This window comes from Cellvibrio sp. OA-2007, from assembly GCF_000953825.1.
Taxonomy (GTDB): Bacteria; Pseudomonadota; Gammaproteobacteria; order Pseudomonadales; family Cellvibrionaceae; genus Cellvibrio.
Window position 1 is genome coordinate 80,002 of the sequence record NZ_BBUL01000093.1, and the last position, 16,517, is coordinate 96,518.

Genomic DNA, 16,517 nt, shown 5'->3' on the forward strand with positions numbered 1-16,517 from the left:
TCAAAAAACGGAACCTGGGAGAGGAGCGCATTAATCGGAAGGCACAATGACATTGATAGCACCTGTTCCCATTTATTACCCAGTAGTTTGATAAGTTGTGACATTTGCTGAGGCTTTAAATGCTAAATACCCGCCAGAATACTCTGGGTTTCCAGTAACCTCCACCCAGTCTGAGGAATTAAGCTCAAACTTTGAAAGTGCTTCATAACTTTTAAATTCAATTTCTGCCAAAACCAAACCCGATAACTCACTCTGGAATTGATCATAAATAATTCTACGCTCAGAAAACTCTTCGATATATCGCCTCTTCTTTAGCGATGAGCCATTTAACATACCCAAGGCAAGCAGGTCGTTTTCAGTTAAATTTAACGAGGTTATAATGCTTGTTTCGGCTCCCAGATCGGTAGCTCGTTCTTTTCTGGTTAGTTTCCTTCCGATAATTTCACCAGTATTTGAACTTTCAATTCTAAGTCTAAGATTTGAATTTTTTAAATAGTGATCATGAATATCAATATATGACTCTGGAAGAATTTCCGGCAAATTGTTTAGCAGAAATTTCTTTTCAATTTCATAGCGCGAATAGTTACCGACATATCCAGCTAACACTTCTATTCCTCCAGCCCTGATGCAATTTAGAAACTTGGCACGATCTAGCTGTTGCGATTCGTATACTCATCTACAATCTACAAGCCAATCACTCAAACAAGCCATCACCCACAATTACACGCGCTTACAGCATCGCGCCAATCAGCTACAACGCTTAATAATAACCAACAAAACCAAAAGATCACTTTATATTTCTACTGTATTCAACATACAAACCCTGCAACAATAACCACTCTCACCTTACACAGGCCTACCCCATGACAATCCCCCCAAACAAACTCCGTATCGACATAGTGTCCGATGTAGTCTGCCCTTGGTGCATTATTGGCTACCGACAACTGGAAAGAGCCTTAGCAGAAACCGCAACGCCCTATGAACTTCATTGGCACCCATTTGAGTTGAATCCCGACATGCCCACAGAAGGCCAAAATTTGCGCGAGCATTTAGTAGAGAAATATGGCTTGACCAAAGAGCAATCGGAAGCCAACCGGACGAACATAGCCGCTGTAGGCGCTGAGCTTGGCTTTGAGTTTCGCTTTAGCGACGACATGCGCATGCATAACACATTTAATGTTCATCAACTTTTGCATTGGGCCGAACAACAAGGGCGCAAGCACGATTTGAAACAAGCATTATTTGCTGCGCACTTTACGCATCGTCGAAATTTATCGGACGATACGGTACTGGCCGATGTTGCCGCAGAGATTGGCTTAGCGCGCGACGAAGCACTTGCGGTATTAAAAGATCAACGCTTCGCCAATGATGTACGAATTGCAGAGAAATTTTGGATCGACGCGGGCATCCGCGGTGTACCTGCGATCGTATTTAATCAACGCCACTTGGTGACCGGCGCACAAGGCACTGAAAATTACATACAAATTTTGACGCAGTTAATGCAAGAGACTAATTAAGTAATGGCAAGCCTAATTAATGCAGATTTTTCACAACGCGTTGTGATTCGACCCGACGATTATCACTGGGTTGACTCACCCATGCCCGGTGTTGAACGCATGATGCTCGACCGAATTGGCGATGAAGTCGCGCGCGCAACATCAGTTGTGCGCTACGCACCGTTTAGTGAATTCTCGTCGCACACGCATTCCGGTGGCGAAGAATTTTTTGTGCTCGACGGCGTTTTTGCTGACGAGTACGGCAGCTACCGAAAAGGCAGTTACATCAGAAACCCTATAGGCACATCGCACACACCTAAAATTGGCAAAGAAGGCGCGATTATTTTTGTCAAGCTACAACAGTTCAACGCCGCCGATATAAAACCAACCATCATTGATACGCAAACAACACCCTGGCGCCAAGGGCTAGTAGATGGCTTAAGCGTAATGCCATTGCATGAATTCGAAGGTGAACACGTCGCTTTAGTGAAGTGGGCACCGAACACACAATTCAGCAGCCACCGACATTGGGGCGGCGAAGAAATATTCGTACTAGAAGGCACCTTCCACGACGAACACGGCCAATACCCTAAAGGATCATGGCTGCGCAGCCCTCACCTAAGCCAACATCATCCCTTCACCAAAGACGACGGCGCATTGATTTATGTTAAGACGGGGCATTTGTTTATATAACGCTCCCAGCAGGTTGCTGTATGCAGCACTGCAATCCTGCGACAATAACGGCCTTTCGCTAGTCACAGCTTATAGGTTTTCAAATGGCAGACGCTCCTCTTTACGGTTTTTCCGATACATCCTTTCAAGCCGCTGGTGGCATAGAGGGCATTCGCCAACTGGTAGATGATTTTTATTTGGAAATGGGTACGCTCCCGGAAGCAAAAATAATTCGAGAAATGCACAAAACCGATCTCACCGAGTCGCGCGATAAACTGACATTATTTTTGTGCGGCTGGATGGGCGGACCGAGTATTTACCGGGAAAAATACGGGAACATTAACATTCCCCGCGACCACGCCCATTTAGCCATTGGCGAAGCCGAGCGCGATGCTTGGTTATTGTGTATGGAGCGCGCCATTGCCAAGCAGAATTATTCAGTGGAATTTGCAACTTATCTGCTTGGTCAATTGAGGATTCCTGCCGAACGAATACTTTCTGCCAGCAAAAAATAAATCACATATAAACAAAAGATCCTCTCTCCAAGTACTTTTTACTACCTTACACTTCTTAAATTCACTTATCTTATAATAAGCTTGTATGCTTGAACTGCTCATCCCATTCTGCTGCAAAAAAATTAGCTATTTATTTTTGTTCGGCCTGGGCGGAGTTTTAAAAATAAAAGAAGTAGTTCGAGGCCAACAAGAAAAGCTACCGAATGTTAATAACGTAAATTTAAATTCCATTAGGAGAAAAACATGCGTCGGCAATTGAATGTCTTTTTAAAAATTTTAATTTTAGGTTTGGTCTACCTGCATAGCGCGGCAATATTTGCGCAGGATGGAAAAATGTATCCCATTGACGCACCTAAAGAGCCGAATGCTATTCCGCTCGGCACGGGTGGTGTGGATGATCAACCAGCAAAAGAATCCTGGTTTCGTCAGTGGGGTGATCCTATGGCGCGAAACATTACCACAGCAACACTAACGCCTTTTCTCGCTGATCCGAAAAAAGCCAACGGCACCAGCGTGATAGTGGCACCGGGTGGTGGATTTATGTGGCTTTCAATGGGCAATGAAGGTTGGGAAGTTGCTGAGGCATTGGCTGCAAAAGGCATAAATGCGTTTGTACTCAAATATCGGCTACAACCCACGGTTGATTCGCTGGAAGGTTTTGAAACTCAAATGAATCAACGTTTTGCCGAAGCCGCAAAACCGGCAAACGAGCGACCTGCTCGACCGCAGTGGAATTTAGAAAACCAATTAGAAGACGCAGAAGCCGCTTACGCATTAATTAAAAGCCGCGCAAAGGAATGGAATGTGGATATGAAAAAAATCGGCATGATGGGTTTCTCTGCCGGTGCAGGGCTTACGATGGCGACCACACTGCAATCGAAAAAAGTAAAGCTGGCATTTATCGCACCGATTTACGGTGGAATGGATGCAGTTGAAGTACCTAAAAATGCACCGCCTATGTTTGTGGTCATCGCAGCAGATGACTTCTTATTTCACGGCGAAGCAGGTTTGATTAAATCCTGGTATGACGCAAAGATTCCGGTGGAATTTCACCTGTATCAAAATGGTGGCCACGGTTTTGGTTTAGGCAACCCGGATCGCACCAGCAACAAATGGTTTGATTCCTTTATGTATTGGCTTGAGGTGAATGGGTTTCTTAAATAAGAATTTTATTGGCGCAAGCGAAGCCCGCTTAGTATTAAGCGGGCTTCTTATGCATTGCCATTGCCGATTAGTATTCAAAATAACTCGTTCTGTGCGAACCCTTTTATTTTTGTTCGTCGCTCCATAACCCCAAATCTGCCAATAATTGCAGTGCCAGCGCTTTGCGTGAATCTTTCAAATCCGAAAAGTTTTCAGCCTCCATATGCAGCGCAAATGCCGCAACCGGTTTAGCGTTTTTATCTTTGATATAACCCACATACCAACCCTCAAACGCTCCGTCATTATTATCTGGATCAATCGAACCTGCACCGGTTTTGGCGTAGAGCGATAAGCCGTTTTTGGTTTCTTGTAATGCGGCAGATTCAAACGAAGAAAAATTTTTGGCACTGACACCACAGCGGTTTTTTAGCAGGCAGGCGATAAAACTCACCTGTTCGACAGGAGAGATTTGTAATTCTCTGTTTAACCAAAACTGATCGCTGCCCGGCGTAAAGGTTTGGTTGCCATAGCGAAATGTAGCGAGCCATTTTTTATATTGTTCAGGTTCAATACGCGGAACTAACTCCTGGTAATACCACACTGCTGAATGTTTAAACGCAGTTGCTAAAGTGTGTGATTGCTTCCATGTTTCCGGCCAGAAACTTTTTGCAGGATGCTTTTGTTGATTCCATTCAAAACGCTCATCAACGGATTTTACCGCACCCGCTTCAAGCGCAATTAAAGTATGAGGAATTTTAAAGCTGGAATAAGGGCCATGACGCTGCGCGAGACCTGATTCATTGATCGCCCAGCAGTGATTCTTTTTATAATCAACCGCCAAAAAGGTGATTTTGCGTGTGCCGATGTCGGCAATGTAAGGCTCTGTATTGATCAGCTTGGTGGTTTTGCAGACATCGGCAAAACTCATCAAAGGTGTTAACAATAACAAGGCAACTGCCATTTTTATTTTCACTATCATTTTCTCCATCGATAATTTTTTGATCCAGAAATAGCCAGCGCATCAACATGCTCGTGCGGCGGGTAAGTATGCATTCCCCGCACCTAAAGCGCCAAGTAGATCACCCCTAACCCGGCATTAAATCTTATTTTATTAATTATCGCGCCAAGTGGCGCCTCAATCTCTTGTATACAGGTATCTCGCCGCACTAGTATGCAACCTCTCCACATCAAATATAAAAATAATTTTACCTAAGATAAAAATGAGAACAAAGAGACTGATGTACTCAACCCCCTGCATCCGCTCACCAAATGGCAATTAGCAGTAAGACCGGTCAATCCCTTCCTGATGTAACCAACCTGATAGTTGGTTTGCGAAGCTATTACGGCTCAATACAATAAATTTTTATACCTTGAGGAACTCCTTATGCTTAACCACAAAGCAAAAGGCTATCGCCTTGCAACTATGCTCGGATTGGGGTTAATCACCGCAATCTGGGGCAATGTCGCTTCTGCAGGCTGTAGCTATACCGTTACAAACTCATGGGGCAGCGGCTTTACTGCCGCCATCCGTATTACTAACGATAGCAATGCAACGATTAATGGATGGCAAGTCAATTGGAACTACAGCAAAAATACCCTGAGCAATTCATGGAATGCACTGCTTAGCGGCGCTGGTAGTGCAAACAATAGCGCCACTAACATCGCTTGGAACGGCACTTTGCGTCCCGGTCAATTTGCTGAATTTGGTGTGCAGGGTGCGACTAACGGCGGTGCGGTTGAAACGCCACAAGTTACCGGTGCTGCCTGCGGTACTGCTGCAAGCTCTAGTATCGCCTCCAGCAAACCTGTTGCGACCAGCTCATCCGTTGCGTCAGTTGCGACCGGCGTTAATATCGCAGGCTTTGCGACAGCAACAACCTCTTATGTATCGCCATGGGAAACACTTCGCGCGGTTAACGACAACAGCAATCCAACAAACTCTAACGATAAATCTGCTGGTGCTTATGGCAACTGGAATAATCCCAATTCAATTCAATGGGTGCAGTACGATTGGCCACAAACTTACACATTAAATTCAACGCAAATTTATTGGTTCGATGATATCGGCGGAGTGCTCACACCAACGCGCGCTTATATCGAATATTGGAACGGCAGTGCCTGGGTCAATGCAGGCAATGTTCCTCTCGCAAAAAATGCATTTAATACGCTCGCATTAAATAACCTGGTGACTAATCGCGTGCGTGTTTCCATGTTGAACACCCAGCAATCGACCGGCATATTGGAATGGCGTGTATCAGGCACTGCTGCCGGCAATGTTGTTAGCTCTGTCAGCTCATCAAAAAGCAGTACGGCGATAAGCTCATCATTGCGCAGCAGTATTGCAAGCTCAATTGCACTGAGCAGTTCATCGGTGAGCAGCAGCATACCGGCGAGCAGCTCATCCGCAAGAAGCAGCACACCTGCATTCAGCAGCAGTTCCAGCAGTAGCACTCCGAATGTTGCGCAGTGCAGCGCTTACGATTGGCCGAAGTATGAGCCGGATTTAAATTACGATTTCCGCACTGACTTTGGCCAAGTCGATACCAGCAAATTCAAGGTTTATAACGGTTGCCCCGCGAATACTATCGCGGGTGTAAAAACCAAAGGCCGCTTTGCATTTATTTGGGGTCACAACCGCAACCCATCGATTACCGATGCGGACATTGAGCGCGTGCTGACTAATCTCAATGAAGATGCAGATTACATTCATAACGTGATGGGTTGGCCGGTCGATAAACTGCAAGCAGAAGGTTACTTCAGCAATATTTATCTCTACGGTTCCGGCCTGTGTACCGACAGTGCAGCGAACACCGAGAAAGGTGGATGGCAAAGCGGAATCAACGGTTATCCGATGGTGTTGTTGTCTTACTACCCCGTTGTGACGCCGAGCGAACGCGGCGGAATTACCCACGAATTTATTCACACGATTATGGCCACGCGCGGCAACAAAGCAGCCTGGTTTAATGAAGGCGGCAACACCTGGTTGCAGATGAATCTGGAAGCATCGCGCACCGGCAATTACGGCGTAGGATTTTTGGATGCGACTTCATTCCTCGCTCCGCATATGCCCATCGAAAATTACAGCGGCTGGCTGCAAGACGGTACTTTTGGTGGACCAAATGCAGAAGGTGTTGATCGCCGTGTGAATGGCCAACAAATTTCCACCTGGCGTGAATATCTCGGCGGCAATCAATACAACTCTGCCTTCCCACACTTCCTAGGTGTGCATGTTTCCAAAGGTGCAAACGCCTGGATTTGGGCGAAGGGAGCACACAATCATATTTTGCGTTCGCTCGCCGGTGGTGTGGGCGAAGAGCAAACACAACGTATGATTATGGAATTCCGCGCGCGTCAGGCGATGGTGGATTTCGGCCCTTGGTCAAACGCATTTAAAGTGCCTATTAATAACAACTGGGGCAGAACAATTAATGCTGAACCTGTTGCGGGTGGAATTTTGCAAGATCCGGGCGCGCATCGTTTGACTTTCTACTCAGCGACAACCCAAGAAGGCACAACCTTAATTCCAAACTCAACAACGTTACCGGGTTGGTCTGGCGCAAATCAGATTCCATTAAAAGTCACCGGCAATAAAGTGCGCGTGAACTTCCAACTTATCGGCCAAAACATGCGCGTGCAATTGGCTTATCGCGCAGCAGACGGCAGTGCGGTTTACAGCAAACCAGTCACTAGCGGTGAAGCTTGTTTGGATCTCACTAAAGCACCGAAAAATGGTGTAGTAGTCGCGGTAGTGAGCAACGTAGATCATCTCTACAACGGAGAAGAAACGCGCACACGCAAACACGATTACCGTTTGCAATTGCTTGAAGGTGTGACGAGCACAGCAGCCTTGTACGACAAACATTATCAGTAATTGATTAGTTTTATTTTTTCATAAAAAAACGGCGCAAGTGAAAGCTTGCGCCGTTTTTTATATACCTCGGGTAAAAACAGCTGGACGACATACAAAAAATATAACCTATTTTTTTGCTCGCGCGCCCAAAAGAATTGCCGCAAAAATAGAAATCAATCCTGCCGCGTTATACCAGAAAGGATAGTTATCGCTGGCATCATTGACGTTAAATAATACCAAATGCACTCCAAGAGTTAACAGCGCAAGAACAAATCCGAACTTAAGCTCATAGCCAACAGCATATTTTCGGATAACAGTTCCAGCAAAATATAAAACGGCAAACGAGACAATAATATCCACCACAAGAAAGAGGATATGCTGTGAAAAAAACGCATTTATTTCACCCTCATTGGCAAGGCTCGCAATATGTTCACGATTCATCAGCGCAAACACAAAAAGCTCTAGTGCACTCACAACAAGCAGCAGCACTACCGAAATAAGAAATCCATAAACCAACGCCTTAACTGGTTTAAATAATGCTTGCGCGGGCAACTCAAGGTTTGACTCAGGTGTTTTGTATGCATCCATATTGGATTCTCCATTTTATTTAAGATAACAACATTCTATTTTCTGCCAACCATCTAGCAGCGCATCAGCTAAAAGTAACAATCACATCAAAATTTGTACCCGACAGACAAATCCAGATAGATGCTATACCCCGTCTTCAAATAGTTGCCATTAGAATTTGTATACTGTTGTTCAAAATCCTCTAAAGAAAGCCCTGTTGATGCATTCCACCCCGATTTCCACAGCCAAATATATCCCGCGCCGACCCCATAGCTCTCGCGCTCATAGGCATCAAACAAAATACCGTCCTCATAATCGTTGTAGTTATCGTCGGTGATTTTTCCCCAATAGACTCCATAAAATAATGAGTCTTCGTTTTCATAGTTATAGCGCTTTAAAGAGATTGAAGTTGGCAGGCCAACACCTACACTCCACTTTCCCTTTTGCACCTCAACTCCAAAAATGCCCGTGTAGCGAGACGCACCAAGCTTTGCATTGAATGAATAATCATTATTCGCGTCCTCTGCAATAACGCTGCTGGAAAATAACAACGCACCAATCAACAGTATTTTTTTCAATCTATTACTCCTAATTTGACAAAGATAGTGCTGCGGACTTATATACCAGTTCCTTGCACATCACATTACTGCACTCAATGACCCCATGCCTGTTATGCCCTGTAACTATTCGCTTCTCGGCGGCGGCACATACCCCTCTACTTCATCCAACTTATCGCCGGACAAAAACTTTTCCATCTGTTCGGTTAAATACACTTTAGTGCCCATATCCATTACGTTTAAGCGTTTTTCGTTAATCAATAATGTCTGGTGTGCCATCCACTCCTGCCAGGCTTTTTTGGAGATATTGTTAAACAAATCCAAACCCTTGGCACCGGGGTAAGGGGGCAGATCCAAACCTTCCAGTTCTTGTTGGTACTTGCGGCAAAAAACCATGCGGCTCATATTTTTCTCACTTAGATTTAGTTAATTTAATTGGGCGTTTGCTTGCGGCGGTTTTGCTTTTGCTTGCGCGTAGATTTTTCGTTGAACGCGGATCTAGCTGCGCGAGTTTTTCCAATAATTTTTTTACCGGCGCCGCCAAGCCTAGCGCATCGGGTTGGTGGGGATTGTACCAGTGGGTGGCGGCTTCACCGATAGCGCCGGGAGATTTAGCCAGTTGGATTAATACCGGTGTGATATCCAAATGGTAATGACTGAACGTGTGGCGATAGGAGTTCCACTCTTCCAGTTCAATCACTTTACCGAAATGTGTTTCGACAAATTCTTGCGCGTCCGCATCCATCGCCAATTCAGGAAAACTCCACAGGCCGCCCCAAATACCCTGCGCGGGGCGCTGCTGCAGCAATAAATCACCTGCAGGATTGCGCAGCATTAATAGCTGCACGGCTTTTTCCGGCAGTGTTTTTTTCGGCTTTTTGCCGGGGTAATCCTGCGGATTGCCTTGCGCGTAAGCGACACAGCCATCGCGCAATGGACACTGTTCACACTTGGGCTTGCTGCGCGTGCACAGGGTTGCGCCCATGTCCATCATCGCTTGGGTGTAGTGATTGGCGCGTTTTTTTGGCGTGTATTGCTCGGCAATTTCCCACAGCTGATTGGCTACCGGCAATTGCCCCGGCCAACCCTCTACCGCGTGATAACGTGCGAGCACACGTTTGACGTTGCCATCTAAAATCGCTGCGCGCTGTTGGAAGGCGATACTCACAATCGCACCGGCTGTTGAGCGGCCAATGCCGGGCAATTCCGCCAAGGCTGCCACCGTTGCGGGGAATTCACCCCCATATTGATTCACTACCGCTTGTGCACATTTATGCAAATTGCGCGCGCGGGCGTAATAGCCCAAACCCGTCCATAAATGCAGCACTTCATCAATCGGCGCCGCAGCGAGGGATTGCACACTGGGGAACTGCGCGATAAACCGCTCGAAATAGGGAATCACCGTGGTGACTTGGGTTTGCTGCAACATAATTTCCGACAGCCAAACGCGGTAGGCGCTGATGTCTTGTTGCCAGGGGAGATGTTTGCGCCCGTGCCGATCAAACCATTTGAGCACAGGCGCGGAAAAAGAAGAGGTCATAGCAGTTCGCGTTCGCAGCAGTAAAGGGCAGGCGCGAATTCTAGCAGTTTGTTGCGCGACTATCTGCGCTGCTAGTTTCTATCGTCTCGCCACTACTCGGCAGCTGGCGATTCACTTGCGTCTGCTGGAGCCGCTTCTTCAGGTGCTGTTTCAGTCGCGGGTGTTGCAGCTTCCGCGGCAACCGATGCAGCCGCCGCTGACTTGGGAGTTTTAAATAACTTGTTTTGCAGTTTGTTAATCAGCTCCTGCTTTTTCTCTTCCACCTGCGCTTTTGCTTCCTGTTTTTTCTCTTCTAATTTTTGTTCTGCCGCATCGATTTTTGCGCCGTGTTTTTCGCGCAATTTATATTCGGCAAAATCTTTAGTGAGCGAGGTGAGTGCGCTCTTATCAAAACCGCAATCCTTCAATGGGTCTATTGCCGCCAATGATCCTTTGCAGCGCAGCAGCGATAAACTGCGATCTACCCAGTAGTTAGTAGTGCTGAGACTGCAACCTTTCATGCTGGCGGCGGCGCTGGCATCGGCCAGTTTCAGCGGTAATTTAAACTCGTATTTGTCGGTCAGCAAATTAATTACCCCGGTACTGGCGAGCAATAACTGCGACACGCCCGCATTAAAACTACTCAGGGTGATGACTTGATCGCGCCAGACTAGATTGCCATCCAACTGGCGCAGCTCCGTAAAATCATCCCAACTTACTTCGGCAGGATTTTGTGTAACCAGGTTCACCAACTTGCAAAATTGCTCTTCAATATTGAGCGGCGATAAACGCACCTGTGCGCCGGAAAAGGCTGCGGTGCTGTTCATTGATGCCATTAATTGATTAACGCTAGCGCCCTGCGCTGTGCCTTGGGTTTGCGCTTGAATGGCACCGGACAGGCCAAGTTTTTCATCCACCTCCAGTGCTTTCATAAGTGGCTCCAGCTCCACACCTTTGACATTGCCATCAAATTTAAGCGCTGCCTGATTACCACGCGCGTCGGTATTGCTGGTGAATTTAATATCGCCTTCATAGCTTCGGGCGGTGAGCGTTTGGTCGATGATGCCTTTTTTGGCTTTGATACCCAGCGCGATATTGTCCAGCTGCAGATTGTTGTAGCGCAGGCTTTCCAGTTTGATTTGCGCATCCAGATTCAACCCGCGCAACGCGTCCAATGGCAGGGGCACATCTTCACTCGCGGTTTGGGCGGGGGCATTGGCCGACTCAGGCGCGGGTGGCGGCAGGTAATCGTCAAGGTTAAGGCTATCGCCCTGCAATACCAGCTTGATGGCGCTGGTGGCAAAATCGGTCACCGCGAGCGAGCCGCTAAAGCGGGTGTTATCCAGCTGAAAATTCACCTTATCAAAGGTGACCTTGTTGCTATCGCCCGCTAGGTTGCTGGATAGGCTCACCTTACTCAAGGCAGATTTATTGGCCGTTTCCAATTCGGTGCCCAGCACCGCTAACCAGTCGCGGGCGTTGGTGTCTTCCACTTTTAGTTGGCCTTGATAGGCGAGATTTTGCTGCACATCGGTCAGATTCATCGAATAGCTTAAGGCTAATTTGGCGGAGGATTTTCCATCGGCCTGCAGTTGCAATTCACCTTCATCCAAGCTGATGCGGGTGAGTTTTTCATCGAGTGTTATGCGATTTTGTACACGACCTTTCAGCGCAAGTGGTGGTGTATCGGCGGGTGTCAGTGCCAGCGCAAAAGCGAGATCCAGCGCAAAGGGTTTGCCTTGGGTATTCACGTCGGTCAGCGTCAGGTTGATGTCGTGCAGGGCAATGTTTTGCCCACTTTTGGCATCGGCATAATCGACCGCACTATCAACCAGACTGATGCGCTCGACGGTCAGTTTGAGGCTGACTTCACCGGCATCAGTCGCGGCGGGCGCACTGGCCTTAGTGTTGTTTTTGGATTGAGTAAGCGATTCCCAGTTGCCTTTGCCCTTGGTATCCACCGCCAAGTTGACCTTGGCGCCATCCAGCAAAATATGATCGACCTGAAAATCCCCCGAGAACAGTGGCATCAGTGCCAGTAGCAAACTGGCTTGGCGCAATTGCGCAATGGGCTGCGCGGGGGTATCCAGTGCAGCGACGCTCACATCCGCCACCGCAACACCAATACTCGGCCAGAGTTTCCAGCCCAAATCGCCGTTGATCTGCAGCGCAACGCCCTGCTCCTGCGCCAGTGCTTCAATGCGCGGTTTAAAGCGATTGGCATCTACCAAAAAGACTAACGCCAGCACTGCAACCAGCACTAATGCGACCAATACCGCGAGTGTTTTAAGAGCAATTTTCATAATCATTCCCTCTGTGGTGAAACGGGCGATGCAAAACCAACAGCTTCGCCAATACCCAGTTTAGAGGGGAGTGTATGAACAAAGTGCCCCAGTAGCCAGATAAAACCTGACCCTGTTCACATAAAAATGCCGGGGTTTGCGCATTTTGAGTACCACTTTTACTCGAACCTGGCACACCCACTGCCAGTTTGGACACCAGCGCGAATCGGGGTGCGCCGGCTTGTGTAACGGCCGAAGCTGGCAGAACGAGAGGCTTAGCCTTTCGCCACCACTCAACATAAGTACCCACATAATTAATAACAGGTGACGCTATGAAAATTCCCCTCATTTTCTCCCGCTGGCTGGGCGCCAGCATTGCTGCTCTATGCCTTATCCCCAGCCTGAGTTATGCCCAAGCCAACACTATTCCCGCTGGCGACCGCATATTAATGGGCGCTTTTGTCGATCGCGATTGGACCGCCGCCAACCCCTGCGGCGACAAAGTCACCCAGGAATGGGAATGGGCCGATAACAAACAGTGGTACGGCAATGCATCGCCCTACTTTGGCAAGATCTTCCCGGAAGTCTTTCGCCCGGACGGCAGTAAAAACTGGTATCACCTCTGGAAAAACGAGATAGCTAAAATCAAGGCGCAAGGCCGTGTGCCTTACATCAACCTTGAATTTCACGGTGAATTGGCGCTGCACGACAACAGCAAATGCTGGTGGAAGTGGGATACCACCAACCAGCGGGTTGACCGCAACATCATCAAGGAAATTCTGGACGGCAATCACAATGACATTATCGACAACATCGCCCACGGCTTAAAAGCCGAGAAAGTACCGGTTGTTATCGACCTGTTCCACGAGGCCAATGGTGCTTGGTATGACTGGAGCCCCTGCAAAAATCGCGAAACCTGGGCACGTTTCAGAAGTGCATATAAATATGTGGTGGATCGTTTCCGCGCGGTGGGCGCAACCAATGTGCAATTCGGCAATTCCATCTGGCCCAACTCCGATTGCTGGACCGACGCTGGCCCTCACGGCACCGGAGCAATAGTCGCGGACATGTATGTACCCGGCTATATGGACTGGATCGGCATTGATATTTACGGTGGTGCGGATGCCAGTTTCAAAAGCATCCTTAACCCTTGGTACAACCAATTAGCCGCAACCGGTCGCCCCATTGTGATTGGTGAGATGGCGGTTACCCCTGGCGCGCATAAAGCCCAGTGGATTCGCGATTTCGCTGACGCCTTCACCAGCGGCCAGTACCCCAAACTGCGCGCCTTCAACTGGTTTGATATAGACAAACAAGGTGAAGCGAATTGGCGCATCGACGCCGATGGCGCAGGCTCGGTATTTGACGCCGCTATGAAGCACCCCAAAATGGCCGGCAGCTTTGGCACCTACGAGATCAAAAACAAAGCCAGCGGCAAGTGCCTGGATGTGCCCTCTGCATCGACCGCGAACGGCACCAAACTTCAGGTTTACACCTGCAATGGTACCAATGCACAGACCTTCACTTTGGCTGATTTGACCGGTTACAAAATGGAATTGCGCGCCCTCAACAGCGGTAAATGTGTGGATGTAACAGCAGCAGGTACGGCCGATGGCACCTTGGTACAGCAATACGACTGCAACGCTTCAGCCGCGCAGACCTGGACCATGAAAGTCATCACCTGGGCACCATTAGAAGTGGAATTTGTCGCCGCCCATTCGGGCAAATGCCTGGATGTTGATATGGGCATAGGGCCAAAAGTACACCAGTGGTGGTGCACTGGCGGTGCCGCGCAGCGCTTTGTTCTCACCAAACGTTAATCCCCTTTGCATTAGCCGATGAATTTCAGCCCATCGGCTAATGCTTTTTTCGTTTCACCTCACCCGAAGGAATACCGCTATGAAGCACACCCTTTGCTATTCAGCGCTCAGCCTCGCACTGCTATGCGCCAGCACTATGGCGCAGCCAACCCCCGCCGAACTCGAATACACCAAATTTAAAACGCAAAACCTTGGCGAGATCCAATTGGAAACCGGCACTCGCCTCGCCTTTGAAGTTACCAAGCGCGAAACCCGCGGCGACTTGGAAATCATCACCGCCCGCCTGCTCGACCCCTACGCCAACACCGACAGCAGTTATCGCAACCTTATAGTTACACTCTCGCCCAAAACCGGCAGCCTGAGCGCCTTTGCCGAAACCACCGAGGGGCATTTTGATTTTAATGCGGAAGGCGATGCCACCCGCCTCTGGCGCCAATCCAAACCGCCCGTACTCAATGAGATTTACCACCCCGAAACCAGCAAGACTGCAACGCCAGCCAAAACCAATAAGTCAGCCAGCACGACAAAAACGGCTAAAACCACCTTGTCCACGACAGCCTCTGCAATGACCGCAGCACCACTGGTGGTTGGCGAGCAGGATGCCTCCGGGCGCTACGTAGTTGACGTGTTCATTGGCTTTTCCACCCAAGCGGCCAGCTCCAGTTATGTGCGCAACAATTTGGAGGCCACCGCACAAACCTACATAGAATCGGTCAATACCGCGCTCAAAAACAGCAAGGTAGATAATGTGTATCTGCGTCTGGTCGGTACCGGCGTATCACCCAATAACCCCGGTGTAGTAACGTCGGTATTGAGTGATGTCAAAAGCTGGTTTGCTAGCGATATTGCACGCACCGCGCCGGATCTGATCGGCATGGTGCAAATGCCCACCGATGCCCCCGGCAGCGCCGGTGGCTGGGCCGGTGTGGGCGGCGACACCCATGTGATCGGCGCCCCTTGGCCGAGCGCCTATCGCCATGAGGTGGGGCACAATGTGGGAGGCGTTCACTGCCCGGACGGCTCCGGCTATAACTTTGGCTATTCGATCCGGCAGGGGCGCGGCACTATTCAATGTGGCAATGACCTTGCTTACTACTCATCGCCGCTGCTTAAAGATGAAGAGGGAAATGTCCTTGGCACCGCCCAAAACAACGATATGGCGAGGCTGTGGCGCGAGCGCGCGGCGAGCATGTCGGCCAATCGCCGGCACACCATTCCATTCCCGGGCGATACCAATACCAGCATCACCTTGCAAGCCGAGGATTACACCGCTTACTACGACACCACAGGTGGCAACACCGGCGGCGCCTATCGCCAGGACGATGTAGACATACAGGCAACCAGCGATACTGGCGGCGGGCACAATGTCGGCTGGATCGCCAGCGGTGAATGGCTCGCCTACAAAGCCAACATTCCCAGCGCGGGCAAGTATCAGGTGTCTTACCGGGTAGCCAGCCTCAACACCGCCGGGCGTATCCAGTTTGAAAAACAAGGCGGCAATCCAATCTATGGCGCAATTGATGTGCCCGTCACTGGCGGCTGGCAAAGTTGGACCACCATCAGCCAGGAAGTGGAATTGAGTGCGGGCGAGCAGTATGTCGCGCTGGCAATCAAGGCGGGCAACTTCAACCTGAATTGGATCAAGATCGAAAAAGTCGCCGCCAGCCTCGGCACCTATCGCCTGCAAAACATCTGGCAGCCAACACAATTTATCCATATTGAAAATGGCGCGCTCAGCACGGGCGATGTACCGGCGGGTTATTGGAGCTCACAGTGGGATATAACGCCGGTGACCGGCACTCAGTTTGTGCGCCTGATCAATCGCTGGAAGCCAACCCAATCCCTCAATATAGAAATGGGTGCACTTGCCGCCAGCGTTATCGGCAGCGATAAAAGCAGCGGTCACTGGGAGTTAGAGAAAGCCTCTGGCGATGAGTACCGCTTGAAGAATCGCTTAAAGCCAGAGCAGTACATCAACATCGAAGGCAATCGCCTGCAAGCCAGCGCCATCCAACCTGGGTGGTGGAGCGCGCGCTGGAAGCTAATTCCCGTGCAATAGGCAATAAAAAACGCCTGGCCGTGAATCGGCCAGGCGT

14 protein-coding genes are annotated in these 16,517 nt (G+C 49.0%); 7 read left to right on the forward strand and 7 right to left on the reverse strand.

The window, feature by feature from the left end; genetic code table 11:
• Nucleotides 1-75: 75 nt before the first annotated feature.
• A complete protein-coding gene (locus tag AWU77_RS14050; protein ID WP_062064563.1) occupies nucleotides 76-606 on the reverse strand; it encodes a hypothetical protein in 531 nt (176 codons plus the stop codon).
• Nucleotides 607-863: 257 nt separating this feature from the next.
• Between AWU77_RS14050 and AWU77_RS14055 the strand changes: the two genes are divergently transcribed.
• From AWU77_RS14055 to AWU77_RS14070, 4 genes are all read left to right on the forward strand, one after another.
• On the forward strand, nucleotides 864-1,517 hold the full coding sequence (locus AWU77_RS14055; protein WP_062064565.1) for a DsbA family protein: 654 nt from the start codon (nucleotides 864-866) through the stop codon (nucleotides 1,515-1,517).
• Nucleotides 1,518-1,520: 3 nt separating this feature from the next.
• Entirely contained in the window at nucleotides 1,521-2,189 is a 669-nt protein-coding gene (locus AWU77_RS14060) for a cupin domain-containing protein (protein ID WP_062064567.1), read from the forward strand.
• An 83-nt stretch (nucleotides 2,190-2,272) separates the two neighbouring features.
• Nucleotides 2,273-2,683 (forward strand): group II truncated hemoglobin, encoded by a 411-nt coding sequence (locus tag AWU77_RS14065; protein WP_062064569.1) that lies wholly within the window; start codon nucleotides 2,273-2,275, stop codon nucleotides 2,681-2,683.
• Nucleotides 2,684-2,926: 243 nt separating this feature from the next.
• Nucleotides 2,927-3,847 carry an alpha/beta hydrolase gene (locus AWU77_RS14070; protein ID WP_084618409.1) on the forward strand — a complete coding sequence of 307 codons (921 nt, stop codon included), beginning with the start codon at nucleotides 2,927-2,929 and terminating at the stop codon, nucleotides 3,845-3,847.
• Nucleotides 3,848-3,950: 103 nt separating this feature from the next.
• On the opposite strand, the gene AWU77_RS14075 is transcribed toward AWU77_RS14070, so the two are convergent.
• On the reverse strand, nucleotides 3,951-4,799 hold the full coding sequence (locus tag AWU77_RS14075) for a class D beta-lactamase (RefSeq protein WP_193747539.1): 849 nt from the start codon (nucleotides 4,797-4,799) through the stop codon (nucleotides 3,951-3,953).
• A 411-nt stretch (nucleotides 4,800-5,210) separates the two neighbouring features.
• Here AWU77_RS14075 and AWU77_RS14080 point away from each other — a divergent pair, with 411 nt between their 5' ends.
• A complete protein-coding gene (locus AWU77_RS14080; RefSeq protein WP_062064574.1) occupies nucleotides 5,211-7,697 on the forward strand; it encodes a cellulose-binding domain-containing protein in 2,487 nt (828 codons plus the stop codon).
• 105 nt (nucleotides 7,698-7,802) lie between these two features.
• Here AWU77_RS14080 and AWU77_RS14085 read toward each other — a convergent pair whose 3' ends face one another.
• From AWU77_RS14085 to AWU77_RS14105, 5 genes are all read right to left on the reverse strand, one after another.
• Nucleotides 7,803-8,264, reverse strand: coding sequence for a hypothetical protein (locus AWU77_RS14085; RefSeq protein ID WP_062064576.1), 462 nt, complete (start codon nucleotides 8,262-8,264; stop codon nucleotides 7,803-7,805).
• Between the two features lie 86 nt (nucleotides 8,265-8,350).
• Complete coding sequence (locus tag AWU77_RS14090; protein ID WP_062064578.1) at nucleotides 8,351-8,821, reverse strand: hypothetical protein; 471 nt, start codon at nucleotides 8,819-8,821, stop codon at nucleotides 8,351-8,353.
• Between the two features lie 105 nt (nucleotides 8,822-8,926).
• Nucleotides 8,927-9,205 (reverse strand): oxidative damage protection protein, encoded by a 279-nt coding sequence (locus tag AWU77_RS14095; protein WP_062064580.1) that lies wholly within the window; start codon nucleotides 9,203-9,205, stop codon nucleotides 8,927-8,929.
• A 7-nt stretch (nucleotides 9,206-9,212) separates the two neighbouring features.
• A complete protein-coding gene (gene mutY / locus AWU77_RS14100; protein ID WP_062064582.1) occupies nucleotides 9,213-10,340 on the reverse strand; it encodes an A/G-specific adenine glycosylase in 1,128 nt (375 codons plus the stop codon).
• 92 nt (nucleotides 10,341-10,432) lie between these two features.
• Nucleotides 10,433-12,622, reverse strand: coding sequence for an AsmA family protein (locus AWU77_RS14105; protein WP_084618413.1), 2,190 nt, complete (start codon nucleotides 12,620-12,622; stop codon nucleotides 10,433-10,435).
• 311 nt (nucleotides 12,623-12,933) lie between these two features.
• Here AWU77_RS14105 and AWU77_RS14115 point away from each other — a divergent pair, with 311 nt between their 5' ends.
• Together AWU77_RS14115 and AWU77_RS14120 are read left to right on the forward strand one after the other, a co-directional pair.
• The gene (locus AWU77_RS14115; protein ID WP_062064586.1) at nucleotides 12,934-14,421 is read left to right on the forward strand and encodes an RICIN domain-containing protein; all 1,488 of its coding nucleotides are present in this window, start codon (nucleotides 12,934-12,936) and stop codon (nucleotides 14,419-14,421) included.
• A 79-nt stretch (nucleotides 14,422-14,500) separates the two neighbouring features.
• Nucleotides 14,501-16,480, forward strand: coding sequence for a carbohydrate-binding protein (locus AWU77_RS14120; RefSeq protein ID WP_062064589.1), 1,980 nt, complete (start codon nucleotides 14,501-14,503; stop codon nucleotides 16,478-16,480).
• The last annotated feature ends 37 nt before the right edge of the window (nucleotides 16,481-16,517 follow it).

Bases quoted from the DNA above. Each gene is read 5' to 3' on its own strand.
- AWU77_RS14060 (WP_062064567.1), top strand. From the start codon at position 1,521: ATGGCAAGCCTAATTAATGCAGATTTTTCACAACGCGTTGTGATTCGA.
- AWU77_RS14085 (WP_062064576.1), bottom strand. From the start codon at position 8,264: ATGGATGCATACAAAACACCTGAGTCAAACCTTGAGTTGCCCGCGCAA.
- mutY (WP_062064582.1), bottom strand. From the start codon at position 10,340: ATGACCTCTTCTTTTTCCGCGCCTGTGCTCAAATGGTTTGATCGGCAC.
- AWU77_RS14080 (WP_062064574.1), top strand. From the start codon at position 5,211: ATGCTTAACCACAAAGCAAAAGGCTATCGCCTTGCAACTATGCTCGGA.
- AWU77_RS14065 (WP_062064569.1), top strand. From the start codon at position 2,273: ATGGCAGACGCTCCTCTTTACGGTTTTTCCGATACATCCTTTCAAGCC.
- AWU77_RS14120 (WP_062064589.1), top strand. From the start codon at position 14,501: ATGAAGCACACCCTTTGCTATTCAGCGCTCAGCCTCGCACTGCTATGC.
- AWU77_RS14055 (WP_062064565.1), top strand. From the start codon at position 864: ATGACAATCCCCCCAAACAAACTCCGTATCGACATAGTGTCCGATGTA.
- AWU77_RS14105 (WP_084618413.1), bottom strand. From the start codon at position 12,622: ATGAAAATTGCTCTTAAAACACTCGCGGTATTGGTCGCATTAGTGCTG.
- AWU77_RS14070 (WP_084618409.1), top strand. From the start codon at position 2,927: ATGCGTCGGCAATTGAATGTCTTTTTAAAAATTTTAATTTTAGGTTTG.
- AWU77_RS14095 (WP_062064580.1), bottom strand. From the start codon at position 9,205: ATGAGCCGCATGGTTTTTTGCCGCAAGTACCAACAAGAACTGGAAGGT.
- AWU77_RS14115 (WP_062064586.1), top strand. From the start codon at position 12,934: ATGAAAATTCCCCTCATTTTCTCCCGCTGGCTGGGCGCCAGCATTGCT.